This window comes from Tahibacter soli, assembly GCF_025717065.2.
Classification (GTDB): domain Bacteria; phylum Pseudomonadota; class Gammaproteobacteria; order Xanthomonadales; family Rhodanobacteraceae; genus Tahibacter; species Tahibacter soli.
On the sequence record NZ_JAOVZO020000001.1, the window covers coordinates 384,967 to 411,507 of the forward strand.

18 protein-coding genes are annotated in these 26,541 nt (G+C 68.7%); 14 read left to right on the forward strand and 4 right to left on the reverse strand.

Annotation, left to right across the window (positions count from 1 at the left end):
* Positions 1-115 precede the first annotated feature (115 nt).
* Positions 116-2,962, forward strand: coding sequence for a TolB family protein (locus OD750_RS01650; protein ID WP_263543734.1), 2,847 nt, complete (start codon positions 116-118; stop codon positions 2,960-2,962).
* A 69-nt stretch (positions 2,963-3,031) separates the two neighbouring features.
* Here the strand turns inward: OD750_RS01650 and OD750_RS01655 are convergent, their stop codons facing one another.
* Positions 3,032-4,321, reverse strand: coding sequence for an OmpP1/FadL family transporter (locus tag OD750_RS01655; protein ID WP_263543733.1), 1,290 nt, complete (start codon positions 4,319-4,321; stop codon positions 3,032-3,034).
* A gap of 232 nt (positions 4,322-4,553) precedes the next feature.
* Between OD750_RS01655 and OD750_RS01660 the strand changes: the two genes are divergently transcribed.
* The 8 genes from OD750_RS01660 (at position 4,554) to OD750_RS01695 (ending at position 12,959) form a co-directional block, all read left to right on the forward strand.
* A complete protein-coding gene (locus OD750_RS01660; protein ID WP_263543732.1) occupies positions 4,554-5,513 on the forward strand; it encodes an SPFH domain-containing protein in 960 nt (319 codons plus the stop codon).
* Positions 5,514-5,530: 17 nt separating this feature from the next.
* Positions 5,531-5,962 (forward strand): NfeD family protein, encoded by a 432-nt coding sequence (locus tag OD750_RS01665; protein ID WP_263543731.1) that lies wholly within the window; start codon positions 5,531-5,533, stop codon positions 5,960-5,962.
* Positions 5,963-6,276: 314 nt separating this feature from the next.
* Positions 6,277-7,362 carry a glycine cleavage system aminomethyltransferase GcvT gene (gcvT, locus tag OD750_RS01670; protein ID WP_263543730.1) on the forward strand — a complete coding sequence of 362 codons (1,086 nt, stop codon included), beginning with the start codon at positions 6,277-6,279 and terminating at the stop codon, positions 7,360-7,362.
* Between the two features lie 97 nt (positions 7,363-7,459).
* The gene (gene gcvH, locus OD750_RS01675) at positions 7,460-7,858 is read left to right on the forward strand and encodes a glycine cleavage system protein GcvH (protein ID WP_263543729.1); all 399 of its coding nucleotides are present in this window, start codon (positions 7,460-7,462) and stop codon (positions 7,856-7,858) included.
* A 162-nt stretch (positions 7,859-8,020) separates the two neighbouring features.
* Positions 8,021-9,376 carry an aminomethyl-transferring glycine dehydrogenase subunit GcvPA gene (gcvPA, locus tag OD750_RS01680; RefSeq protein WP_263543728.1) on the forward strand — a complete coding sequence of 452 codons (1,356 nt, stop codon included), beginning with the start codon at positions 8,021-8,023 and terminating at the stop codon, positions 9,374-9,376.
* Between the two features lie 500 nt (positions 9,377-9,876).
* Positions 9,877-10,389, forward strand: coding sequence for a met regulon transcriptional regulator MetJ (gene metJ / locus OD750_RS01685; protein ID WP_263543727.1), 513 nt, complete (start codon positions 9,877-9,879; stop codon positions 10,387-10,389).
* A 191-nt stretch (positions 10,390-10,580) separates the two neighbouring features.
* Complete coding sequence (locus OD750_RS01690) at positions 10,581-11,612, forward strand: SRPBCC family protein (protein ID WP_263543726.1); 1,032 nt, start codon at positions 10,581-10,583, stop codon at positions 11,610-11,612.
* A 267-nt stretch (positions 11,613-11,879) separates the two neighbouring features.
* On the forward strand, positions 11,880-12,959 hold the full coding sequence (locus OD750_RS01695; protein WP_263543725.1) for an energy transducer TonB: 1,080 nt from the start codon (positions 11,880-11,882) through the stop codon (positions 12,957-12,959).
* Between the two features lie 120 nt (positions 12,960-13,079).
* On the opposite strand, the gene OD750_RS01700 is transcribed toward OD750_RS01695, so the two are convergent.
* A complete protein-coding gene (locus tag OD750_RS01700) occupies positions 13,080-13,697 on the reverse strand; it encodes a GPP34 family phosphoprotein (RefSeq protein WP_263543724.1) in 618 nt (205 codons plus the stop codon).
* Between the two features lie 67 nt (positions 13,698-13,764).
* Positions 13,765-15,114, reverse strand: a complete 1,350-nt coding sequence (locus OD750_RS01705) for a serine hydrolase domain-containing protein (protein WP_263543723.1) — start codon at positions 15,112-15,114, stop codon at positions 13,765-13,767.
* Positions 15,115-15,201: 87 nt separating this feature from the next.
* Here OD750_RS01705 and OD750_RS01710 point away from each other — a divergent pair, with 87 nt between their 5' ends.
* The 5 genes from OD750_RS01710 to OD750_RS01730 all read left to right on the forward strand — a co-directional run bounded on the left by OD750_RS01710 (position 15,202) and on the right by OD750_RS01730 (position 24,685).
* A complete protein-coding gene (locus OD750_RS01710) occupies positions 15,202-15,786 on the forward strand; it encodes a LemA family protein (protein ID WP_263543722.1) in 585 nt (194 codons plus the stop codon).
* A 64-nt stretch (positions 15,787-15,850) separates the two neighbouring features.
* A complete protein-coding gene (locus OD750_RS01715) occupies positions 15,851-17,749 on the forward strand; it encodes a M48 family metallopeptidase (RefSeq protein ID WP_272841746.1) in 1,899 nt (632 codons plus the stop codon).
* 334 nt (positions 17,750-18,083) lie between these two features.
* Positions 18,084-20,225, forward strand: coding sequence for a winged helix-turn-helix domain-containing protein (locus OD750_RS01720; protein ID WP_263543720.1), 2,142 nt, complete (start codon positions 18,084-18,086; stop codon positions 20,223-20,225).
* 434 nt (positions 20,226-20,659) lie between these two features.
* On the forward strand, positions 20,660-21,652 hold the full coding sequence (locus tag OD750_RS01725) for a helix-turn-helix domain-containing protein (RefSeq protein WP_263543719.1): 993 nt from the start codon (positions 20,660-20,662) through the stop codon (positions 21,650-21,652).
* Between the two features lie 135 nt (positions 21,653-21,787).
* Entirely contained in the window at positions 21,788-24,685 is a 2,898-nt protein-coding gene (locus OD750_RS01730; protein ID WP_263543718.1) for a TonB-dependent receptor domain-containing protein, read from the forward strand.
* Positions 24,686-24,941: 256 nt separating this feature from the next.
* On the opposite strand, the gene OD750_RS01735 is transcribed toward OD750_RS01730, so the two are convergent.
* Complete coding sequence (locus OD750_RS01735) at positions 24,942-26,519, reverse strand: GMC family oxidoreductase (protein ID WP_263543717.1); 1,578 nt, start codon at positions 26,517-26,519, stop codon at positions 24,942-24,944.
* Between the last annotated feature and the right edge of the window lie 22 nt (positions 26,520-26,541).

Genomic DNA, 26,541 nt, shown 5'->3' on the forward strand with positions numbered 1-26,541 from the left:
ACGGTGACATGATGTCGCCGTCGTCGGCGCCGGACTCGGCGCGGCGCACCGGTTGCATCTTCGGCACGGCGCGGGCCGTGCGTTCGGAAAGACTGGCGGCGGTGGGGAGGGACGTATGCGCACGATGTGGCTGGCCGTACTCGGTTTCTCGGCAGGATTCGTCGCGGCGCCTGCCGCGCTCGCCGGCTCGCCGCCGGCCTTCACCAACGGCATCGAAGGCGACGCGCCCTCGCAAGTGCTCGTCGATACGCAGATCACGCTGACCTGGTCGGCGAATGCGAGCGCGTTCTACTGCGACTACGCCGGCAGCACGTTTCCGAACGGCGTGAGCTTTCCCGACTGGCCCACGTCGAATCCGGTCTGCGTCTACACGGTCGGCGGCAGCGGCAGCCAGGGCTGCTCGACGCTGCGCACGACCCGGCTGCGCCTGACCGAGCGCGGCACCTACCGCTTCAAGGTGAACTGCTACAGCTCGGCCGGCGGCGGACCGTCCGCCTCGTCGAGCGCGTCGGTCACGGCGATCGATACGGCGACGAGCGACGGCGTGTCGATCGGCCTCGCCGCGAACACGCCGGGGCCGGTCAGGCCCGGCGCGTCGTTCCGCTACGCCGTGACCCTGCGCAACAACGGCGCGTCGCGTCTGACCTCGCCGGCGCTGGCGCTCGAACTGCCGGCCGCGCTGACGGCGCTCGACAACGACTGCGACGCGCGCCCGGCGAACGGGCGCCTCACCTGGTCGCTGCCGAACGGCCTGTCGACCGGCGGCGTCGCTACGTGCAACGTCAACGTGCGCCTGAACGCGATTCCCGACGCGGAGATCGTCGCGACCGGCGCGAACGTCGCGTTCTCGATCGCCAACGTGCCGTTCACATTGTCCACTCGTGAAGAAACCGGCACCGCGCATCGCGCGCGGCCGTTGTCGAAGACGACGAACGGCGCACCGACGACGCGCGATTCCGGCGCGCCGGCATTGAGCGGCGACGGCCGCACGCTCGTGTTCGCCTCGCAGCAGACCGGCCTCGTCGACGGCGACGCCGGTTCGAACGGCGCGAACATCGTGCTGGCCGATCGTGCGAGCGGCGCCCGCAAGCTCGTCAACGTCGACGCCGAAGGCCGCCGGCTGCCCGGCAGCGCCGCCAGCCCCGCGCTGTCGTTGAACGGCAAGGCGGCCGCGTTCGTCAACGTGCCGGCGGCGGCCGCGGCGAAGGCCGGCGCCGTCGTCAACGACGGCGAGGCGGGCCAGCTGTGCGCGTCGCCGCCGAACGGCCTGTTCCGGCCGGTGTGCGGCGAGCGAAATGCCTCCGGCGGCCTGCTCAACGGGCCGAGCGAATCGCCGAGCCTGTCGGCGAACGGCAAGCTGCTCGCGTTCTGCTCGTCGGCGAGCAACTGGGTGCCGAACGACACGAACAACGCCAAGGACGTGTTCGTGAAAGACCAGGACACCGGCGTCGTCCGCCGCGCGAGCACTGACGCGGCGGGCACGCAGGGGCAGGGCGACAGCTGCGATCCGATGATCTCCGGCGACGGCGTCTGGGTCGCGTTCCGCACGCGCGCGCCGAATCTCGGCGGCACGGCCGACTGGCAGGTCGTGCGCAAGAACCTCGACACCGGCGCGATCGAAACGCTGAGCGTGTCGCCGGGCGGCGCGCCGGCGAACGCGGAGGCCGGCCCGCCGTCGGTGTCGTACGACGGATCGCGCATCGTGTTCGCGTCGCGTGCGACCAACCTCGTCGCCGACTTCACCGCGAATTTTCGCAATGTGTACATGGCCGAGCGCGGCGACGGCGCGCCGGCCGCTGCGAAGGGCATCGGCGGCGGTCTGTTCGGCGTGCGCGACCGCAACGGCGGCCCGCCGGACGGCGACGCGTCCGATCCGACGATCTCGTGCAGCGGCAACGCGATCGCGTTCGGTTCGACGGCGACCGATCTCGTCGAAGGCGAGATCGGCAATCTGATGGACGTGTTCGCGGTCGATCCGAATACCGGCGTCGCGCGGCGCGCGGTCGCGGGCGCCGGCGGCGGCGCGCCGAACGGCGCATCGACCGATCCCGCGCTCGACTGCGAAGGCACGACGACGGCGTTCGCATCCGGCGCGTCGAACCTCGATCCGGCCGACCCGAACGGCAACACCGACATCTACGGGCAGGACGATCCGCTGCGCACCGACCCGGCCGCCGTCGACGTCGACGCGTCGTACAGCGGCAACTGGTACAACCCGGGCCAGAGCGGCCACGGCGTGCTGGTCGAGGCGCTGCCGCTGTCGGGTGCGCCGTTCTACGTCACCTGGTACCTGTACGTGAACGGCGAGCCGGTGTTTCTGCAGGGCGTCGCGCCGGCGCAGGGCAATGTGATCAATGTGCAGATGTACAGTACGCGCTCGACCGGCTTTCCGATCGGGCCGGGCGGGCCGATCAACACCGCGTGGGGTTCGTTGCGGCTGACGTTCACCGATTCGAGCAGCGCGACGCTGGAATGGTTTCCGACCGTGTTCGGCCTGTCGGCGGGGCAGATGAACCTGCGCCGGCTGACGCGGCCGGCGCTCGTCCAGAACGACGCGCCGGACGGCGTGATCAAGGCGTGCTACAGCGGCGTGTGGAACGAGGCGGCGCGCTCGGGCTACGGCTTCGATCTCGAGGTCAACGACTTCGCCGACGATCGCTACCTCACCGCGTACTGGTACACGTACCGCCCGGACGGCTCGCCGCTGTGGCTCGTCGGCGTCGGCCGCCGCTTCGGTGCCGGCGTGTTCATGAACCTCTACGTCGGCGGCGGCGAGGGGGCACAGTTTCCGCCGAACTTCGCAGCGTCGGCCGTGACGCAGACCTTGTGGGGCTCGGCGAATTTCCGCTTCACGTCGAACGACGCGATGACCGTGACCTACGCGCCGGTGCTGCCGGGCTATGCGGCCGGCTCGGTCAACCTGCAGCGGCTGACGAGCCTGCGCGGTCGCGCCTGCGAGTAGCGCGATCGCGTGTGGCCGAGAAACGCAAACGGCGCCGCGAGGCGCCGTTTGCGTTGCGACACCGGCGAATCAGAAGCGATACACGCCCGACAGCGAATACGTATCGACGCCCTCGGACCAGTCGGCGGCGAAGTCGACCTGGAACTTCGAGAACGCCCAGCCGCCGCCGATCGCGTAGTGCGTATCGGCGCCGCGACCGCCGGCGAACAGGGTCGCGAGCACGGCGTCTTCGAGCGTGTTCGGCGTACCGTCGAACTTCACCGAATGGCGCGGGTCGTGCCACACGCCGCCGCGCAGGCTGAACGGATGCGTCATTCCGGCAAAAGTGTATTCCGCACCGAGGTGCACTTCGGTACCGTCCTCCAGGCGCAGGCGATTGGCCGAGCTCTGGATGCCGAAGATCGACGTGATGTTGTCGGTGAGCTGCGAGTACTCGACGCGGTTGACGTCGAAGTTGACGATCAGCGCGTCGGTCGGACGCCACGACAGGCCCGCGCCCCAGACGTCCGGAATGTCGAAGCGCACGCCGTCGAACGCGAACACGGCCGGATCGGGCAGCGGCACGCCGCCGTCGGAGAAGATCACGTTGAGCGCGCGGTACTTGAAGTCCGGCGCGCGGCGGTAGGTGAGGCCGAGACTCAGCGAATCCGACAGCGCGAAGCGCGCGCCGAGGTTCCAGCCGTAGCCGTCGTCGTCGCCGTCCTGCACCTGGCCGGACGCCGCGATCGGCACCTGCGGCAGGTCGTCGACGCGGCCCGTGACGGTTTCGAAGCGGAAGTCGTAGTACGACAGCCCGAGGCCCAGCGACACGCGGTCGCTGACCTTGTACGCCGCGGTCGCGCTGTAGCTGAGAATGCGCAGGTCGGCGTCCGAGCTGAAGGGAAACAGCACCACTTCGGGACCGACGTCGGCGCCTTCGAGCGTCAGGAACGAGGTGTGGAAGCGCGCCAGCTCCTGGCGATAGAACGCGAACGCCCAGCGATCGTGCGGTATCACGACCGACAGGTACGACAGGTTGTTTTCCGACGTGTCGGCGTTGTTCGTGCGCAGGCCGGTGGTCGTGAACGGATTGAGCGTCGAGCCGCCGCCGTCGATGTACGGCGTGCTGTAGCTCGTATGGCGGCCTTCGAGCGAGATTTCGGTCTGGCGCAGCTGCGTGAGGCCCGCGGGATTGGCGTAGGCCGCGGTCGCGTCGTCGGCAAGGCCTATGAATGCGCCGCCCATGCCGAGGCTGCGGGCACCCGGGCTTGCGAAGCTGAACGGGATGCTTGCGTTGGTTTCCGAATCGGTAATGGCGAACGCGACGCCCGAGCATCCGAGCAGGGCCGCGCCGACGGCCAGCGACAATCGACGGTACATAGGTTTCATCCCTCCCAATGTGTGGTCACACCCCGGACGCACGGCCGCATTGGTACTGGCGCAGCCGCGCGAGCGGGATCGATAGTAACACCGCCGTATGGCGCGCCGTCGGCATGAGGTGTCGCAGGACGTTCCTCTATACTCGGGCGGCACGCGCGCTTCGTTTCAAGGTTCCGGGGTGCAAGGCGCAGCGGTGCGCTGTCGATAACGTAAAACGGAGGGGAAAACCGACATGTCAGGCACTGCTATTTTCATCCTGGTCGTCGCAGTCTTCGCGTATATCGCGGTTTCCAAGACCGTACGCATCGTGCCGCAGGGCTACGAATGGACGGTGCAGCGCTTCGGCCGCTACACGCATACGATGAGTCCCGGCATCCACATCCTGTTTCCGATCGTGCAGACGGTCGGCCAGAAGATGAACATGATGGAGCAGGTGCTGGAGATTCCCTCGCAGGACGTCATCACGAAGGACAACGCGGTCGTGCGCGTCGACGGCGTCGTGTTCTACCAGATCCTCGACGCGGCGAAGGCCGCGTACGAAGTGTCGAATCTCGAACAGGCGATCACCGCGCTCGTGATGACGAACATCCGCACGGCGATCGGTTCGCTCGACCTCGACGAGTCGCTGTCCAAGCGCGACGAGATCAACGCGCGGCTGCTGCACGTGATCGACGAGGCGACGCATCCCTGGGGCATCAAGGCGAACCGCATCGAGCTGAAAGACATCCAGCCGCCGCGCGACCTCGTCGAATCGATGGGGCGCCAGATGAAGGCCGAACGCGACAAGCGCGCCGCCGTGCTCGAAGCCGAAGGCGCCCGTCAGTCCGAAGTGCTGCGCGCCGACGGCGAGAAGCAGGCCGCGATCCTCGAAGCCGAAGGCAAGCGCGAAGCGGCGTATCGCGAAGCCGAGGCGCGCGAACGCCTGGCCGAAGCCGAGGCGAAGGCGACGATGATGGTGTCGCAGGCGATCGCCAAGGGCGACATCAATGCGCTCAACTACTTCATCGCGACGAAATACGTCGAAGCGTTCAAGGCCGTCGCGACCGCGCCGAACCAGAAGATCTTCATGATGCCGGTCGAGGCGACCGCGATACTCGGCTCGCTCGGCGGCATCGCGGAAATGGCCAAGGCCATGACCGAAGGCGCGGCAGGTGCGGCGCAGGCGCCGCGTCCGCCGAAGCCGACCGCGTAACCGAACGAAGGGCGTCTATGACCGCGTACTATTTCTGGTGGATTCTCGGCGTCGGGCTCGTCGCCGTGGAAATGCTCGTGCCGGGCTTCTTCCTGATGTGGATCGGCTTCGCCGCGCTCGCGATGGGCTTCGTCATGTGGTTCGTGCCGACGCTCGGCGGCGTGCCGCAGATCCTCCTCTTCACCGCGCTCGCGCTCGCCAGCTGCGTCGTGTGGTGGCGGATACTGCGCAAGAAGGGCAACGAGCCCGATGCCGCGAGCGCGCTCAATCGCCGCGGCGATCAGCTGATCGGACGCCGCTACGTGCTCGAAACCGCGATCGAGAACGGCCGCGGCAAGGCGCGCGTCGGCGATTCGCTGTGGCTCGTCGAAGGGCCGGACCTGCCGGCCGGCGCGAACGTCGAGGTGCTGAGCGTGCACGGCGCGACGCTCGTCGTGCGCGCGGCGTGACGGCCGTGCGCACGGCGTGATGCGCGGCGCGAGCGGTACACCGCGCTTCCGCTTTAGCTCGTCATCCCAGCGAAAGCTGGGATCCAGCTTGTGACTTTCGCCAATCGTCCCGGCGAACGAGTGCGGAGCAAAGACTAGAGGCTGGATCCCAGCTTTCGCTGGGATGACGAACGTTGAGAGCACGTCGCCATCCAGCCGTCCAAACGTTCGTTTGCGCGTTTGGCGATTCCGCATGCCGCCTCGCGGCTTTATGCGCTTGGAATAGCGCTCGCCGCCCGCGATAATGCGCGACTTCCTTCGCCAGGTTCGCGCTCATGACGCAGAAAACCGTACTCAACGAAACCCATCGCGCGCTCGGCGCGAAGATGGTCGATTTCGGCGGCTGGGACATGCCGATCAACTACGGTTCGCAGATCGAGGAACACCACGCCGTCCGCCGCGACGCCGGCATGTTCGACGTGTCGCACATGACCGTCGTCGATCTTCGCGGCGCGCGCGTACGCGAGTTCCTGCGGCAACTCGTCGCCAACAGCGTCGACAAGCTCAAGGTGTCGGGCAAGGCGCTGTACACGTGCATGCTCAACGCCGACGGCGGCGTGATCGACGACCTCATCGTGTACTACCTGTCCGAAGAATTCTTCCGCCTCGTGGTCAACGCCGCGACGCGCGACAAGGACCTCGCGTGGATCACGGCGCAGGCGCAGCCGTTTGGCGTGACGGTCACCGAGCGTCCCGAACTGGCGATGATCGCGGTGCAGGGCCCGAACGCGCGTGCCAAGGCGCTCGGCCTGTTTTCGCCAGATACGCGCGCGAAGGCCGAGAAGATCGGCAAGTTCGCCGCGTGCGAAGGCGACGGTCTCTTCATCGCGCGCACCGGCTACACCGGCGAGGACGGCTTCGAGATCGTCGTGCCGCAGGAGCAGGCGATCGATTTGTGGAACAAGCTGCAGGCCGCGGGCGTAGCCCCGGCCGGACTCGGCGCGCGCGACACGCTGCGCCTGGAAGCCGGCATGAATCTCTACGGCCAGGACATGGACGACACCGTCTCGCCGTACGAGGCGGGCCTCGCCTGGACCGTCGCGCTCGACGCCGGCCGCGCCTTCACCGGCCGCGCCGTGCTCGAAGCGCAGAAGGCGAACGGCGCGCCGCGCCAGATGATCGGCATCGTGATGGACGACAAGGGCGTGCTGCGCCACGGCCAGCGCGTCGTCACGGCGAACGGCGACGGCGAAATCCTGTCGGGCACCTTCTCGCCGACGCTCGGCAAGGCGATCGCGTTCGCGCGCGTGCCGGCCGGCGATCCGGGCGCGCTGTCCGTCGACATTCGCGGCAAACTTGTGCCCGTTCGCGCGGTCAAGTATCCGTTCGTGCGCGACGGCAAGCCCCAGGAAGGCGTCTGACCCTGCGGCGACCGGCACGACCAACCGCCAACTCTTGCATCACGCCGCGTCCGTGTAGAATTCGCGCCGCGGCGCTACCACCAATCAGGATGAGACCATGAACGAGATTCCCGGCGACCTGAAATTCATGAAGTCCCACGAGTGGGCGCGTGTCGAAGACGACGGCACGGTCACGGTCGGGATTTCCGATCACGCACAGAGCCTGCTCGGCGACCTCGTCTACGTCGAGCTGCCGAACGTCGGCGACACCGTGGAAGTCGGCGGCGCGTGCGCCGTGGTCGAATCGGTCAAGGCCGCGTCCGACGTCTACGCGCCGGTTGCCGGCGAAGTGATCAAGGTCAACGCGTCGCTCGCCGACAAGCCCGAAACGATCAACGAAGACGCGTTCGGCGACGGCTGGATCGTCGTGATCAAGCCGACGAGCCTGCAGGACGACATGGACAATCTGCTCGACCCCGACGCGTACGTCGAACAGATCGAGTCCGAGGATCACTGAGCGCCCGAGCGCCGGTCGATCCGCATTGCACATCGAGGGCGTGCCGCAGGCGCGCCCTCATAGTTTGAAAGTCGCGTGCCGTCGGCACGCCCTCGTAGTTTGAATGACGCGCGCCGCAGGCACGCTCTCGCAGCTTTCTACACCGCATTCGAGTAAATCATCATGCCGTTCATTCCGCACTCCGACGCCGACGTCAAGGCGATGCTCAAGACCATCGGCGCGTCGAGCATCGAAGACCTGTTCGACGAGATTCCGGCCGAGCTGAAAATCGGCGCGCTCGAGCAGGTGCCGCCGGGCCTCAACGAAATGGAGATCTCGCGGCTGATGAAGGAGCGCGCGGCGCAGGACGGCACGCCGCTCAACTTCGCCGGCGCGGGGGCGTACGAGCATCACATTCCGGCCGCGGTGTGGACCATCGTCACGCGCGGCGAGTTCTACTCGGCGTACACGCCGTATCAGGCCGAGGCGAGCCAGGGCACGCTGCAGCTGATCTACGAATACCAGACGATGATGACGCGCCTGACCGGCATGGACGTCAGCAACGCGTCGCTGTACGACGGCGCGACGTCGCTCGCCGAAGCCGTGCTGATGGCCGAGCGCTGCGCGAAGAAGGGCCCGCGCAAGGTGCTGGTGCCCAGGAGCGTGCATCCGTCGTACCGCAAGACGTTGCACACGATCGTCGACCAGCAGGACATCGAAGTCGTCGAGATCGACGTCGATGCGACCGGCGGTCATCTCGATCCGGCGTGGCTCGCGACGCAGGACTTCGGCGACTTCACCGCGCTCGTCGTGCCGCAGCCGAACTTCTTCGGCGTGCTCGAAGACGTCGACGCGCTGACCGATTGGGCGCACGCCAAGGGCGCGCTCGTCATCGGCGTCGTCAATCCGCTGTCGCTCGCGGTGCTCAAGGCGCCGGGGCAGTGGGGCAGGACCGGCGCCGACATCGTCTGCGGCGACGGCCAGCCGCTCGGCGTGCCGCTGTCGTCGGGCGGTCCGTACTTCGGCATTCTCGCGTGCAAGAAAGAATTCGTGCGCCAGATGGCCGGACGCATCGTCGGCCGCACCACCGATCTCGACGGCAAGGAAGGTTTCGCGCTGACGCTGCAGGCGCGCGAGCAGCACATCCGCCGCGCGAAGGCGACGTCGAACATCTGCACGAATCAGGGTCTGCTCGTCACCGCCGCGACGATCCACATGTCGATGCTCGGACCGCAGGGCGTCGAGCGCGTCGCCGCGGTATCGATGGACAACACGCGTCGCCTGCGCGACAAGCTGTGCGCGATTGACGGCGTCGAAGTACTGTTCGCGCGGCCGTTCTTCCATGAAGTGGCGCTGCGTCTGCCCAAGCCCGCGCACGACATCGTCGAGCGTCTCGCGCACGAAAACATCGTCGCGGGTTTCGCGCTCGGCGAGGAGTATCCCGAGCTCGGCGACGCGCTGCTCGTATGCGCGACGGAGACGAAAACGGAAGGCGATCTCGATCGCTTCGCCGCCGCGCTCGCCGCCGCGCTGCGCTGATCGACGCGCGATCGCGTCCGCCGATCGCCTGCGCAGTTTTGCGCATTTCGCGCTTCGCGACGTCCGTGCGCGAGGCGAACGACGAACGCCGCGACCCTGTCGCGGCGTTCGCGCTTTAGGCGCGGTTCATCGTCTCGCGACGCGTGCGGGCGCTTGCGCGGTTCGTGCGCGGGCCATGCCGCTTCCGCGCTGCGGCATTGTGGCCGAATGGCGGAAAGAAACTTGTGGATTCGCTCGACCCCGCGCCGTTGCTGGCGTTGCGCGGCGTCGCGTTTGCGGCCGTGCGCGCGGCGTATGCGAATTTGCGATATCCGTTTAGACGTCTGGACGGCTCGGGCCGCGCGCGACCGCGCGCGCCGCCGGACGATCGCGCCGTGAATCGGGCGGTGCGAGATTCGTTGCATCTTCGTGCATGTGCTTGTCGCGCATCGAAAACTTGTTGACACTGCACAACGACAGGAATAATTTCCGCGCCGTTGAAACGCGCGCGTAACGGAGATATGACGGCAGCTAAGTACATCGCCCCGTATGTCGAACACGGGCAGAAGGCCGAGGCGGTCAGAAAGATCACGGTCTCGATCCCCACACACGTACTTCGACTCCTCTCCGACGAACGAACGCGGCGGCAGGTCGCCAACCTCCGCCACGCTACCAACAGCGATTTGCTGTGCGAAGCGTTTCTGCACGCTTTTACTGGGCAACCACTGCCAACTGACGAGGAGCTAAAACGTATGGCCATGAAGAAAGCAACCGCGAAGAAACCCGCCGCCAAGAAAGCCGCGGCGAAGAAAGCCACCGTGAAGAAGGCTGCGCCGGCCAAGAAGGTCGCCAAGGCCAAGGCGCCGGCAGCCAAGAAGGTTGCCGCCAAGAAGCCGGCGGCCAAGAAGGCTGCGGCGAAGAAGACCACTGCCAAGAAGGCCACCGCCAAGAAGGCGACTCCGGCGAAGGCCGCTCGCGCGACGAAGGCTGCGAAGCCGGCCGCCAAGCCTGCTGCGAAGCCGGCCGCGAAGTAACACCGCTACACCGCTACAAGAAACAAACGCAAGAACGGTACTTTCCCTCCCTGCGGTGCCCAGCGCAGGGAGAGGACTTGCCGGATAGAAACGCCGCCTCTAGCGGCGTTTTTTGTTGGTGCCGAGCCGGACGCTTTTCGAGCACGCCTCCCAAGCACTAGCATCCGACTATTCGTCGTCGGAGAAGTCTCATGCGCTGGGTGCTGCGTCTCGTCGTCTACCTGCTGGTCGCGATCGTCGCGGCGATCGGCGTCGCCTTCGTGCTGCCGTCGACGTCGCACGTCGAACGTTCGATCACGATCGACCGGCCCGCGTCGCAGATCCACCTCCTGCTGTCGGGCTTCAGGCGATTCAACGAATGGTCGCCGTGGTTCGGACGCGATCCGAACGCGACGTACACGCTCAGCGGCCCGGCGCGCGGCATCGGCGCGAAGCTCGCGTGGGCGAGCGCGCAGGCGGATGTCGGCACCGGCAGCCAGACCGTCGTCGCGCTCGCGCCGAACGAGTCGGTCGACATCGAACTCGAGTTCGAGGGCTACGGCAAATCGGCCGCGCGATTCGCGCTCGCGCCGAACGGCGTCGGCACGCGCGTGACGTGGTCGTTCGACGGCCGGCATCCGCTCGCGTTCGACGGCGCGTTCGTACGCAACGTGATCGGCCGCTACATGGGCCTCGCCATGGATCGCATGGTCGGACCCGACTACGAGGCGGGTCTCGCGAAGCTCAAGCGTCTGGTCGAATCGTTTCCGAACGTCGACGTCGCCGGCGTCGCGCCGGAAGTCGTCGAGCTTCCGCCGCGCAAGATCGTGACGGTGACCGGCACGGTCTCGCTCGACGATCCCGCGCTCGTCGCCAAATCGCTGCGCGACGCCTTCGCACAGGTGTGGCGATTCGCCAGCGACAACAAGCTCGCGATCGAAGGCGAACGCCTGACCCTGACGCGCGCGTCCGACGGCGCGAGCTGGACCTACGACGCCGGCGTCGGCGCCGCGTGGGACGTGATGCCGCAGGACGCGCTGGTGCTCGGCCGGCAGGTGCCGGCGGGGCGCGCGGTGCGCGTGTCGTACGTCGGCCCGCTCAAGGGGCTGTCGAAAGTCGTGCAGCAGGCGCATGGGTGGATCGCGGTGCAGGGCTGGAAGACGCGCGACATGACCTTGCAGGAATACAGCGGCGATCTCGACGCGCCCGATCTCAAGGTCGTCGTCAGCATTCCCGTCGAATAGTGACCGGCGAGCGGCGCAATCTGACAACGGCCGTACGCGCGCCGTCGCGCACGGCCGCGTAACGCGGCGAAGAACCGAACCGATCGATGGCATGCAGATTGCGACACCCGTCGCAAAATGCGCTATCTTCGAATCGTCCGCGCAAAGCGGCCGCGTAGGCACAGGGGAGCACTGGTAGCCAAGCGATGCGGCCGTCGGAGGAGACCGACTCGGAGGACACCGATAGGGATGCGCGGATTCCCGGAAAACTTCCTGCGACGAGAAACCATGGCTGCCACTATCGATTTTTCGCCTCTTCGCCGCGCGCGCGGCAACGCCGTCCTCATTGCGCTCGTCGTGCTCGTGCTGCTGTCGATCGGCGGCGCGGCAGCCTGGTACTTCCTCGTACGCAAGCCGGCCGTCGAGCCGACGCTGGAACAGGCGCCGACCATGTCGGCCAACGCCGAACCCGGCGCGGCCACCGCTCCGGCGGACGCGACGCCCGCGCCCGGCGCGGTCGACAAACTCAATTCCCTGTCGGTCGACCAGCTGTTCAAGGAGGCGCGCACGGCGCTCAACGAACAGCGGCTCGTCGCGCCGGCGAGCAACAACGCGCTGGAGTTCTACCTCAAGATTCTCGAGAAGGAGCCCGGCAACAGCGGCGCGCAGGAAGCGTTGCGCGAGCTGTTCACGTTCGCCGCGAGCGCGGCCGAACAGGACATCAACGCACGCAACATCGACGGTGCTCAGCGCGTCATCGAACTTCTGACGAAGGTCGACGCGAACAACTACACGTTGACGATCCTGCGCTCCAAGCTCGACGCGCAGCGCAAGATCGTCGACCGTGAAGCGGCTCAGGCGCAGGCGCAGGCCGATGCAGCGGCACGCCGGGCCGCCGAGCCCGCGGCGACCGCCGCGGCGACGCCTGCGGCCGGCACGGCGCCGGCCGCGGGCACTTCTTCCGGCGCGTCGACGCCGAGCGCGCCGAGCACGCCGGGCGCGACGCCGCCCGCGGCCGCGAGCACGACGCCGGCCGACAGCGCCGCGACGGCCGCGGCAACGCCCGCGCCGGCGGCACCGGCGCCGGCTGCCGGCGGAGAAACCCGCGACGCGGTGCTCGTGGGACAGGCGCAGCCGGTCTATCCGACGACGGCGGTGCGCCGCCGGCAGGAAGGCTGGGTGATGGTCGAGTTCACCGTGACGACGACGGGCGGCGTCGCGAACGCGCGCGTCGTCGATTCCGACCCGCCGCGCACGTTCGATCGCGCCGCGCTCGACGCGGTGCAGAAATGGACGTTCCGTCCGGCCGTGCGCAACGGCGATCCGGTCGACGCGACGGTGCGCCGCAGAATCGAATTCAAGATGTGACCAATCGGTTCGCGCGCAGCGCGCACCGATGGGTCATCCCGACGAAGGTCGGGATCCACAAGGCCGGCGCAAGCCGGCCTTTTTGATGCAGAGGCGCGCAGCGCACCTCCTTCGAGCCGCCTACGCCAGCAACGCCTGCCTCACCGCCGCCAGCGCCGTGCGTTCGGCGTCGCCGTCGGGCACATGATTGAGCGTCAGCAGCGCCGCCGCCGCGCGCTCGTGATGCGCGGCATCCAGGCGTTGCGTCAGCACGCCCGCAAGATCGCACAGCATCAGCAGCGACAGCCCGGCGACGTCCGGCGCGAGCGCCGCGCGTTCGAGCGTCTGCTGCGCTTCGTTGCGCGCCTGCCATGAACGCAGCGGATAGCGCAGCGCGTCGCGGCGCCAGAAGCGCCAGTCGCGCTCGCGATGCAGGAAGTCGCGCCGCACGAGGCCCTCCAGTACCGCGTGCGGCAGCGGCGCCAGACGCTTCTCGATACGGGCGACCGCGTTCGCGATGCCGTCGTCGTTGCGGTCGTGCAGGGCCTTGGCGGCGCGGTCGAGCAGATGATGGGCCGGCGGCAGGCGGTCCTCGAGCACGAGCCGGCGCTGCTGCAGGTGCAGCCGCCGTTGCACGACGAGTTCGAGCGCGAGACCGGCGGCGCAGAGCGTGGCGAGGCCGGTGCCCGCGCGCGGCAAGGTGACGGTGCCGCCGGCCGGGTCGAGCGCCAGCAGCACGAAGCGTTCGGTGATCAGCACGAGCGGCATTCCCCTGAAACGCGCGCAGTATAGACCCGCGGTACGCCCACGACTGTCTCGCTGCCGGCTACTCGTCGCCGCCGCCGACGGCGATCGTCGAGCGCTCCAGGCCCTCGACGCCGGCCCAGTCGATCTGCGGCAGCGACAGATAGCGGTCGAGCAGCATCGGCAGCATGCCGGTCGGCAGTGCGGTTTCGCAGTTCCACAGCATCACGACGCCGAAGCGGTGGCGCGGCAGGAACGCGATCACGCCGCGATAGCCCTGCACCGCGCCGGCGTGGAACACGAGCGTTTCGCCGGCGTAGTCGAACACGCGCCAGCCGAGCGCGTAGTGCGCGTCGCGCAGCCGGCTGCGGCGCCACGGCGACGAGCGCAGTTCGGTCGGCGTCGATACCTGCGCGCCGTGCAGCGTTTCGAGCAGCGTCGGCGACAGCACGTCCGGACGGCCGCCCATGTGCGCGATCAGGTACTGCGCCATGTCCTTGACGCTCGCGTTGACGCCGGCGGCCGGCGCCACGTGGTAGTAGTTCTCGCGCGGCTGGAACGGCATCCAGTTGCGTCCGCGGCGCGTATGCGGGCGAGCCCAGTCGAGGCTCGACTCGAGCGCGTCGCGGCCGTAGGTGGCCGTCGACATGCCGAGCGGGTGGAAGATGCGTTTTTCGACCTGGTGATAGAAGAAGTCGCCGGTCACCGCGTAGATCACGTCGCCGAGCAGGCTGAACGCGATGTTCTGGTAGCTGTAGCAGTCGCCCGCGCCGCAGATCGGATCGACTTCGCGCAGGCGGTCGATGAGGAGCGGATACGGCTCGTCGTCTTCGAGCAGGCGGTCGTACGTGTTGTGCGGCAGGCCGACGCGATGGCTCATGATGTCGCGCACGGTCAGGCGCTCGCTGCTGGCGACGTCCTTGAGCGCGAACGTCGGCAGCACGCCGGCGATGCGCGTGTCCCACGACAGGTAGCCCGCGTCGACGAGCTGGCCCGCGAGCGTCGCGGCGAACGATTTGGACAGCGACGCGAGGCGAAACACGGTCGAGGGCGTGACCGGCGCGCGCGTCGCGGCGTCCGCGTAGCCGATGCCGCGCTGCAGCAGCACCTGATCGCCCTGGACCACCGCGACGGCGAGGCCGGCGACCTGGCCCGACGCTTCGATCGCGTCGAGCCAGCCGTTCATGTCGTTCGCCGCCGTGAGGCCCGCGTTCGCGGGCGGCATCGCGGCGCTGACCGACGCGGCGCTCACTTCGAGCGGCAGCGCGGCGTTGCGCTTGCCGGCGACGGCTTTGCGTTTCGCGGCCTGCTGCGCCTTCGTGGCCTTCTGCGCGGCCTGCGCCGCGCGCGGTGTGCGCGCGTGGCTCGCGTCGCAGAACGCGACGGCGAAAACGCATCCGAAGACGAGGCCGGCCAGGCGGGCGAGCCTCATGGCGCGGCCACGCCCGGGAGTGCGGAAAACCGCATGTTATGCTCGAATTGGTGCGCACAAAGCGCGGCTGGAACAAAGGGGTAGAGCATGTTCTTGATCGTATTGCTGGTCGTACTGGCGGGCATTGTCTTTTACTTCATCGGCATCTACAACGGATTGATCCGCGGGCGCCTGAACTTCGAGAACGCGCTGGCGCAGATCGACGTTCAGCTGACGCGCCGCTGCGACCTGATACCGAACCTCGTCGAAGTCGCCAAGGGCTATATGAAGCACGAGCGCGAAACGCTCGAAGCGGTGATCGCGGCGCGCGAGCGCTCGCTCGGCGGCATCGCCGGCGCGAAGGCGCATCCGGGCGATCCGGCCGCGATGCGCGAACTCGCTTCCGCCGAAGGGCAGTTGAACCAGTCGCTCGGGCGCCTGCTCGCCGTCAGCGAGGCGTATCCCGACCTCAAGGCGAACCAGAACATGATGCAGCTCACCGAAGAGCTGACCTCGACCGAAAACAAGGTCGCGTTCGCGCGCCAGGCCTACAACGACGCGGTCATGGGCTACAACGTGCTGCGCGAGGTGTTTCCGAACTACATCGTCGCGAACATGTGCAATTTCGGGCAGGCGTACGTGCTCGAGATCGAGGCGCCGGAAAAACGCGACGCCCCGAAGATCTCGTTCTGAAAACGCCCACCCGCGCATGAATTTCTTCGAGCATCAGGACCGGGCTCGACGCGCGTCGCGCCGCATGCTCGTGCTGTTCGCGCTCGCGGTGCTCGTGATCGTCGCGGCGGTCGACGCGCTCGTGCTGCTCGCGCTGCGGGCGGACGGCGATGCGGGCGCACCGCTCGCCGACGCGCCGACGATCGTCGCCGCGAGCATCGTGACGCTCCTCGTGATCGGCGCGGCGTCGCTGTACAAGGTGGCGAGCTTGCGCGGCGGCGGCTCGGCGGTTGCGCGCGGGCTCGGCGCGACGCAGGTTTCCGCGCAGACGACGAACCTCGCGTGGAAGCGCCTGCGCAACGTCGTCGAGGAGATCTCGATCGCGTCCGGCGTGCCGGTGCCGGAAATCTACGTGCTCGAAGGCGAGGCGGGCATCAACGCGTTCGCCGCGGGCTACACGCCGTCCGACGCCGCCGTCGCCGTGACGCAGGGCGCGCTCGACAAGCTCACGCGCGACGAACTGCAAGGCGTCGTCGCGCACGAGTTCAGCCACGTTCTCAACGGCGACATGCGGCTCAACATCCGCCTGATGGGCGTCGCGTTCGGCATCCTCGTGCTCTCGGTCGCCGGCCGCAAGATCCTGGAGAACACGCGCGGTTCGGGCAGCAACGCGGCCGGCGCCGCCATGTTCGGCGTCGCGCTGCTCGCGATCGGATCGATCGGCCTCTTCTGCGCGCGGCTGATCAAGGCTTCGGTGTCGCGCAACCGCGAATACCTCGCCGACGCGTCGGCCGTGCAGTTCACGCGGCAGACCGACGGCATCGCCGGCGCGTTGAAAAAAATCGGCGCGCTCGGCGTCGGCTCGCGCCTGGCGCGCGCCGACACGGAGGAAGTCGCGCACATGCTGTTCGGCGACGGCATCGGCTATTCGGCGCTGATGGCGACGCATCCGCCGCTGCGCAAGCGTCTCGCGCGCCTCGATCCGACGTTCGACGAACGCGAACTCGCGGCGATCGCGGCAGCCTGGACCGAGCCGGTGCACGGCCTGGACAGCGACGATCCCGATGCGTCCATTTCCGGATTTGTCGCAAAAGTACCGTATCGCAAGCGCCGCGAGACGCCGCCGCCCGCGCCGGACCTGCCGCACGCGCAGGCGTCGCTCGCGGTATCGGCGGCGCAGGTCGCCGAGCAGGTCGGCCATCCGCAATCCGACGACTATCGCGCCGCCGGCGCGATTCGCGCCGCGTTGCCCGCCGCGCTGCGCGACGCCGCGGCCGATCCGGCCGACGTCGAAGCGCTGGTGTTCGCGCTCGCGCTGTCGCGCGACGGGGCCGTGCGCGAACGCCAGCTGGCGCTGGTCGAGCGCGGTCGCGACGGCGTCGTGCGCGATCGCGTCGCGGCGCTGGCAGCGCTCGTCGCGCAAGCGCATCCGATGCAGCGCCTGCCGCTCGCGTCGCTCGCGTTTCCGCTCCTGCGCCGCAAACCGCGACCGCAGCTGCAGCAGTTCGTCGTGCTGCTCAACGGCCTCAACAACGTCGACGGCCGCATCGACGTCGACGAGTATTGCCTCTCCAAACTCGTATCGGTGCAGGTGCTCGAAGCGCTCGATCCGTCGCGCGCGCGTCCGACCGGCAGCCTGCGCCTGCCGCAGTGCCGCGACGCCGTGGTCGACGTCTGCGCCGTCGTCGCCGAACGCGGCCACGCCGACGCCGCAGCCGCGCAGCGAGCGTTTCAGCTCGGACTCGCCGAAGCGCTGCCGGACGCACGCGCGGCGTATGCGCCGCCGAACGACGCCGTCGAGGCGCTCGACCGCGCGCTCGCGACGCTCGATCGCCTGCAGCCGGCCGGCAAGGAATTGCTGGTGCGCGGGCTGACGCGCGCGATCAGCGACGACGGCGCGGTCAGCGTCGCCGAAGCCGAACTGCTGCGCACGATCTGCGCAAGCCTGCACTGTCCGCTGCCGCCGCTGCTCGCGCACGCCTGACTTTCGTTGCAAAACTGCGCGCCGGCTAAGGCATGCGCGGTCGAACGAATCCCGAATTTTGCACAAGTTGCGCGCCCGCGTTGACGTGGCAGCGCTCTTGTCGTGCGCGCAGTTACGGCAACGTGGCGACGGCGGCGCGGCGCGAAGATCGCCTCGCCCCGGCTGCGTGAGTCGGGGCGACACCGTTCGAGTGACTTGCAAAGCCACCGTGTCGAGACCGCGGTGGCTTTTTTTTGGCTGTACGAACGCGGCTGCGCGTACAGCGGCAGAGGCTTCGCACGTTGCGAAAACTGTGGCATGCTGGCGCAACTACGAAGGACTTCGTTCAAAGCCGATGCGACCAGAGGCCCTCGCCGATATCGCCCGCAACCGATCGCTGTCCGTCGCCGGACGACGCGTCGACGTCGGTGCGTTGCGCGTGATCGGCGACGGCACGAACGACAATGCCCGACTGACGCCCAAGGCGCTGGGCGTGCTGCTCGAACTCGCGCGCGAACCGGGCGTCACGCGCACGCGCGAGGAACTGCTCGAACGCGTGTGGGGCGGTGCCGGCGGCAACGACGTGCTGACGCAGGCGGTGAAGGAATTGCGCCGCGTGTTCTGCGACGATCCGACCGATCCGCGCTTCATCGAAACGGTGCCGCGCCTGGGCTATCGGCTGCTGGCCGACGTCGACTGGAACTGCGGGCGCGCGCTGCCGGAAGCGGCGAATCAGCCCGTCGCCGACACGGCGGTGCAGCTGCACGCGGCGTACCGGCGGCGCACGGTCTTCACCGTGGTCTGCACGCTCGCCATGGTCGCGGCGACCTTTGTGATGCTCGACCGGCGCGGCGACGCGCGCGTGGCCGCCGTGTACGCCGCGCGCGTCGAAGCGGCGCCGACGCTGACGACCGATCCGGGCGCCGAAACGGCGCCGCGCGTGTCGCCCGACGGCACGCGCGTCGCGTACGTTGCCGCCGACATCGACAGCGGCCGGCCGCGCGTGCATCTGCGCAGCGTTGCCGGTGCCGGCACGCTGCGGCCGACGCACGGCGGCGGCGACGAATCGTCGCCGGTGTGGTCGGCCGACGGTTCGGAACTGGCTTTCGTGCGCGCGTCGGCGAGTGCCTGCGAGTTCGTCACCGTACCCGCGCTGGGCGGCGCCGAACGGCGCCGCGGCACGTGCGACGCGGGCATGACCGGCGACTTCGACTGGTCGCCCGACGGCACGCAATTCGTGCTCGCTACCGCGCGCCGCGGCGACACCGCGCGGCTCGCGCATCGCTCGGTCACGGCGGGCGAAGCGGTGCCGTTCGATTATGCGCACGATCCGAACCAGCACGATGCGTATCCGCGCTACGCGCCGGACGGACGCCGCATCGCGTTTCGCCGCGGCCTGCCGCCGTACTTCGACCTGTACGTCGTCGGCGCGCGCGGCGGCGCGGTGCGCCGCGTGACGCGGCTGGGCGCCGACATCCACGGTTTCGACTGGCTGCCCGACGGCCGCTCGCTCGTGTTCGCGTCGAGCCACGGCGGCGCGCCGGCGCTGTATCGCGTCGACGCCGACGGCGGCAACGTCGAACCGCTCGGCGTCGGCCTCGCGCAGTCGCCGGCGTTCGCGCGGCAGGGGCGTACGGCCGTGTACGAAGTGCCGCGCCTGCGCACGACGCTGCGCGGCATCGTGCTCGGCGACGCCGGCGCGCCGAGCGACGTCGCCGCGTCGACCGGCAGCGACAGCCAGCCGGCGCTGTCGCCCGACGATACGCGCGTCGCCTTCATTTCCGATCGCAACGGCCGTCCGCAGCTGTGGCTGTACGACGGCGCCGAGCGACAGGCGGTGGCGCTCACGCACGACGCCGACGCGCAGCTCAACTATCCGGAATGGAACGGCGCCGGCACGCACGTGCTGGTGACGCGGCGCCGCAACGGCGTCGGCCAGCTCGTCGAGATCGACCTTGCGAGCCAGACGCAGCGCGCCGTGTCGCCGCCGCAGTACGACGTGCACTACGGCATCTACGCGCCGAGCGGCGGCTTTCTCGCGATCGTGCAGCACGAGGACGGGCCGCGGCTGCTGCGTTTCGCGAGCGACGCCTCGCTGCCGGCGGTGCTCGCGCGCAACGCGTCGTGGGTCGGCGCCGACGCGGTCGCCGGCGACGTGTACTACAGCCGTCCGGACGGCCAAACCGTACTGCGCCTCGCGCCGGGCGGCGCGCAGACCGTCGACGACTCCGTCGTCGCGACGATCGCCGGCGGCAACGCGTGGCGCATCGCCGCGGGCGCGCTGTGGTATCTCGACGCCGACGCCGACCGCCACGTCGCGCTCAAGCGTCGTGCGCTCGCGGGCGACGGCACCGGCGAGACGCAGCAGGCGTGGCGCAGCGACGAGCCGATCGACGCGAGCCACTTCTCGATCGGCGCCGACGCGCATCGCGTGCTCGTGACCGGCATCGTGCGCGACGACACCGACATCGGTCTCCTGCGCATCATCGGCAAATAACGCCCGCGCGCCGCACGTCACCCGCGACATCGCCCGACGCGGACTTTCAACGCGCGCGGGCCGCTTGCGTTTGCGCCCGCCGCGCGCGTTTTCGCATCGCCGTCGCACCGCCGTCGCACCGCGTTCGCTGCACGCGTGCGCGCACGCAGCGTCGCCGCTGCGCGCAACCCGGGCAACATCGCGCGCCGCACCCGGCACATCGCTCGCGCAGCTTCAGCGGCGCCGTTGCGATTTCGGCGTCGATTTCTTCAGTGCCGCGCATGTTGCCGATCGTGCGAAACAGCAGTCGCGGTATCGCCGCGGGCGTGTTTTCGCAAATTCCCGTCGAAATTTCGCCTCCCCTTAAGCGTCCGTTCGCTTCGCTTTCGCACCGCTTCGGGACTCGCTCTCGCCCGAGCTTCGATGCTCGGCGCAACGCACGAAGGGAGGGCGACATGAAGATCATCAGCGAGAATCTGCGCTACGGCGCACGCATCGACATCGGAAGCGGCGACGCGTTCCGGCAGCGCTACGGCGACGGGCTGCTCGTCGTGGTCGGCGGCGGTCGCGGCGCGACCGTCGCGAGCGCCGGCGACGGCGGCGGCCTGTGGCTGCCGCTGCGCGGACGCCTGAAGGTCGCCAGCGGTGAGGCGAACTTCACGCTCGAACCGGGACAGGTATTTCTGTCCGAACCGGAACTGCGCACGCAGATCGGCGGTCGCGGCGCGTCGCTGTGGCTCGGACTCGTCGCGCAGCGCGCCGGCTGGCGCCGCGTGCTGGCACGCGCGAGCGGCGCGATCGCGCCGGAGACCTCGCTCGTGCCGGCATGGCACAAGGCGCCGCCGCACCTGCGCCGGCTCGGCGTGCGCCTCGCCCGCGCGTGCCTGGCGCGCGCGTCCGAGCAGGAAACGCAACACGCCTGCGACGATCTCGTCGGCGGCGTGCTCGACCTGCAGGCCGGTTTCGACGCGATGGTCGAACGCTGTCCGGGCCGCACGCTCGCGCAGCGGCAGGGCGTGTTCCTGCGCCTGCAGCGCGTGCGCAACCACATGGCGCTGTCGTGCCAGCAAGAGCTCGACGTGCCCGAGCTTGCGCGCATGGCGAGCTATTCGCCGTGGCATTTCATTCGCGCGTTCCATGCCGTGTACGGCGAAACCCCGCACGCGTACCTCGTCGAGCAGCGCCTGGATCGCGCGCGCCGGCTGCTGCGCTCGAGCCCGCTCGCGATCAGCGAGATCGCGCTCGCGATCGGGTTTGAAAATCGCTGCGCGTTTTCACGGCTGTTCAAGCAGCGCTTCGGCGTCAGCGCCGCGCAGCTGCGGCGCGAATACGGACGGGCGGGCGCGGTGCGCGCACGGCGTTGCGATCCGCGCGAATTGCCGGTGCGCGCAAGTATGGCAACGCGCCCCGCCAATTCCGGCCAACTCGCGCTCGCCACGGATTTTTAACGTTGACGGCACGCGTTGCACACGGATGCGCTCCGTCTGCAACGCCTTTCGCCGGTCGCGCGGAACACGGGCCCGGTGCCGTTGCGGCGGCAGCGCCACACGCTGCTGCCGAATTCGAATCATCAGGAGAACATCATGCTCAATTCATCGCTACCGCGCGCGGTGCGCACCGCTCTCGGCGGATCGTTCGCCGGCGCCGGCGCGGCCCTGGCGGCGCTGGCCGGCGGCGCGGCTCTGCCGGCGTTCGCGCAGGACGCGGGCTCTGCGAACACCGACAAGCTCGAAACGATCGTCGTGACCGGTTCGCGCATTCGCCGCGTCGATCTGGAAACCGCGAGCCCGGTGTTCGTGCTCGACAAGTCGCAGATCGAAAAGACCGGCAAGCTCACGATCGGCGACCTGTTGCAGTCGACGCCGGCCGTGGCCGGCGGTGCGACCGCGACGAACCCGGCGGTGAACAACGGCGGCGGTACCGGCGCATCGACGATCGACCTGCGCGGCCTGGGCCCGCAGCGCACGCTGGTGCTCGTCAACGGCCGTCGCCTGACCGGCCCGGCGCCGGACGTCAACGCGATCCCGGTGAATCTCATCGAGCGCGTGGAAGTGCTCAAGGACGGCGCATCCGCCGTGTACGGTTCCGACGCGATCGGCGGCGTCGTCAACTTCATCCTGCGCAAGGACTATCAGGGCGCCGAAGTCGCGGTCGACTACGGCATCGCCGACAAGGACGACGGCCAGCGGCAAGGTTTCTCGGCGACGTTCGGTCACGCCAGCGACAAGGGCAGCGTGATGATCGGCCTCAACTACCACAAGCAGGACGAAGTGCTCGCGAGGGACCGCGACTTCTCCAAAGATGCCATTTATCTCTCGTCCGGCGTCGCGTCGGCGGCGGGCTCGAGCCGTACGCCGCGCGGCCGCGTGTTCCTGCCCGACGACATCCTCGCGCGCTACGGCGGCTGCGACGACGGCGCGGGTTCCGTCACGCGCGTTCCGGGCGCCGCGGGTACGTCGCTCGACGACTACCGCTGCTACGACGGCGCGGTCGATTCGTACAACTTCCAGGCCGTCGGCAACCGCGAACTGACGCCGCAGGAGCGCGGCAGCCTGTTCGTCGTCGGCAACTATCGGCTGTCCGACAGCGTCGAGGCGTACGTCGAGGCGTTCTACAACCGCACGAGTTCGTCGTTCGCGATCGCGCCGCTGCCGTTCGACGCGCGCAGCGACAACGTCATCATCTCGGCGCAGAACATGTACAACCCGTTCGGCGTCGATTTCGGCCGCAGCGGTCCGAACGATTCCGGCAATTCGTTCTTCCTGCGCCTGGAAGCGCTCGGCAACCGCGCCGCGTCCGCCGGCACCGACACGGTGCAGACGAACATGGGCCTGCGCGGCGGCATCGGGGACACCAGCTGGCAGTGGGACGCGAACTTCACGTTCGGCCGCACCTCGCTCGTGCAGCGCTTCACCGGCTATCTGTACCAGCCGGGCCTGTCGGCCGCGCTCGGTCCGTCGTTCCGCGACGCGAACGGAAACCCGACGTGCGGCACGCCCGACGCGCCGATCGCCGCCTGCATTCCGATCAATCCGTTCAACCCGGAAACGACGCCGGCCGGCTTCGCCGCGCTGTCGGCGCCGTATACGAACCGCACGACCGTGATCCAGCGCGAAATCGACGTCAACGCGAACGGCGAGCTGTTCGAACTGCCGGCCGGCGTGGTCAGCCTCGCCGTCGGCGGCACGTATCGCAAGGAATACCAGAACTTCGTGCCGGACTTCCTCGTCATCGCGCAGGGGCCGGACTTCACCAACTGCTTCCTCGCGCAGGACGCCTGCACGTCGCCGATCAACGGCGGGTTCAACGTCAAGGAAGCGTACGGCGAAATGTTCATTCCGGTACTTCGCGACGTCGCGTTCGCCAAGACGCTGAACGTCACGCTCGGTTCGCGCTATTCGAAGTATTCGACGTTCGGCAACACGACGAACTCGAAGATCGGCCTGGAGTGGCGCCCGATCGACGACCTGTTGTTCCGCGCGACGATCGCCGAGGTGTTCCGCGCGCCGACGGTCAGCAACCTGTTCTCGGCGCCGGCGTCGAACTCGCCGACGTTCCGCGATCCGTGCATCGGCCTCACCACGCCGGTCGGCGTCAACGCGAACATCGACCGCGCGTGCGCGAACGTGCCGCGCGACGGTTCGTTCGAAGGGCCGCCGAACGGCCAGACGACCGGCCTCGTTTCCGGCAATCCGAACCTGAAGCCGGAAGCGGGCAAGGCGTTCACGTGGGGTCTCGTGTACGACCCGAGCTGGCTCGAAGGCGCGTCGCTGAGCATGGACGTGTGGCGCTTCGCGCTCAACGACAACATCAGCGCGCTCGACGTCAACACGGTCGCGACGCAGTGCTACAACGCCGGCAACCTGTGCGAATTCATCCACCGTTTCTCGGCCGACGGCCAGGTGTTCTACATCGACCAGCCGACGCTCAACCTCGGCCGGCTCGATGCCAAGGGTCTCGACTTCGGCATCAAGTACCGCCTGCCGGAAACGCCGATCGGCAATTTCCGCTTCTCGATCGACACGACGTACGTGGCGAAGTTCGACCAGCTGATCCGCGACCAGGCCGGCAATCCGACCGGCGTGATCCACGCCGCGGGCCACTTCAACCGCCAGCTCGGCAACTACGCGCGCTGGCGCGGCCTCGGCACGATCGGCTGGGATCTGGGCAACTTCGACGCGAGCTGGACGACGCGCTACGTGCACGGCTTCCAGCTCGGCAGCCTGCGTCCGGACGGCGACAGCGCGGACGGCACGTTCCCGAACGTCGTCGTGAAATACGGCGCGTCGACGTACCACAACTTCCAGTTCGGCTACGCGATCGAACCGATCAACGCGCGCGTGGAGCTGGGCGTCGACAACGCGTTCGACAAACAGCCGCCGATCCTGTTCCAGAACAACGTGACGAACGGCAATACCGATCCGGTGACGTTCGACACGGTCGGGCGCTACTACTGGGCGCGGTTCAGTGTGAAGTTCTGAGCGAAGTGGCGATGTGAACGACGCCGCGCGGAGCGATCCGCGCGGCGTTTTGCCAAGTCGCATCGACAACCTCGACTCGAAGCAGTCCTGCGCGTCGCCCCCCTCATCCCAGCCTTCTCCCCCAACGCGGTTGGGGGAGAAGGAGCCGAGGATGCAGGCTCCGCGTCGCATAAGCCCTCTCCCTCAAGCTTGCTTGGGGGAGAGGGTTTGGGTGAGGGGGCGACGCTCAGGTCTTCGTTGCGCGATGGAGGTATTCTCAACCGGCGATCAAAGCCGCCGCACGCTCCGCGATCATGATCGTCGGCGCGTTCGTATTGCCTCCCGGCAGGCACGGCATCACCGACGCGTCGACCACGCGCAGCCCGTCGACGCCGCGCACGCGCAGCTGGTTGTCGACGACCGCATCGGCGTCGGCGCCCATGCGGCACGTGCCGATCGGGTGGTAGATCGATTCGGCCTTGCGCCGCACGAACGCTTCGATGTCGGCGTCGCTGCGCACGGCGTCGCCCGGGTAGATTTCCGGTCCGCGATACGGCGCGAACGCGGCCTGCGCGAAGATCTCGCGCGACAGCTTCGCCGCTTCGATCATCATTTTCAGGTCCCAGCCGTCGGCGTCGGAGAGATAGTTCGCGTGGATCGCGGCCGGTGCGGCCGGGTCGGCCGAACGCAGGCCGATGCGTCCGCGGCTTTTCGGACGCAGCGCGCACGCGTGCAGCGTGTAGCCGTTGCCGGGCAGGCGGTGACGGCCATGATCGTCGAGGAGGGCCGGCACGAAATGGAACTGCACGTCGCAGCGCTCGTCCGGCGCGTGGCGGCTGCGCACGAAGCCGCCGACTTCGGCGATGTTCGACGTGCCGATGCCTTGACGCTTGAGCAGGAATTTCAACGCGATCGCGACGTCGTTCGTGCGGTCGTACGTGACCGGCTGCGTGCAGCGCACGAGCGTGCAGATGTCGAGGTGATCCTGCAGGTTCGCGCCGACGCCGGCGACGTCGGCCTCGACGCGAATGCCGTGCGCGCGCAGGTGATCGGCCGGGCCGACGCCCGAGAGCATCAGCAGCTGCGGCGAATTGATCGAGCCGCCGCACAGGATCACTTCGCGGCCTTCGGCGCGCGTCAGACGGCCGTAGTGGCGGTAGTCGACGCCGCTCGCGCGACCGCCGGACACGAGCACGCGCTCGGTGCGCGCATGCGTGCGGATCGTGAGGTTGGCGCGACCGCGCGCGGGCGCCAGATACGCCGCGGCGGCCGAGCAGCGCGCGCCGTTGCGCTGCGTGACCTGGTAGTAGCCGAAGCCTTCCTGCGCCTGCGCGTTGAAGTCGTCGTTGCGCGGATATCCCGTCGCCGCGGCGGCCGCGAGCGCGACGTCCGAAAGCGGGTTGTGATGGCGCAGATCGGATACGCCGAGCGGTCCGTCGGCGCCGTGCCACGCGTCGGCGCCGCGCGTATTGGCTTCGCTCGCGCGGAACACCGGCAGCACGTTGCGCCAGGCCCAGCCGTCGTCGCCGGCGAGCGCGGCCCATTCGTCGTAGTCGCGCGCGTCGCCGCGGATGTAGCACATCGCGTTGATCGAACTCGAACCGCCGAGCACCTTGCCGCGCGGCCACCACAGGCGCCGCCCGTCGAGCTGCGGTTCGGGTTCGGTGTTGTAGTCCCAGTTCACGCGGCGGTTGTTGACGAGCTTGGCGAGGCCGGCCGGCATGTGGATGAACGGGTGCCAGTCGCGACCGCCGGCTTCGAGCAGCAGCACGCGCGTGCGCGGATTCGCGCTCAACCGGTTCGCCAGCACGCAGCCGGCGGAGCCGGCGCCGACGATGATGTAGTCGTAAGTCATTCCGTTTGCCGTCAACAAGACC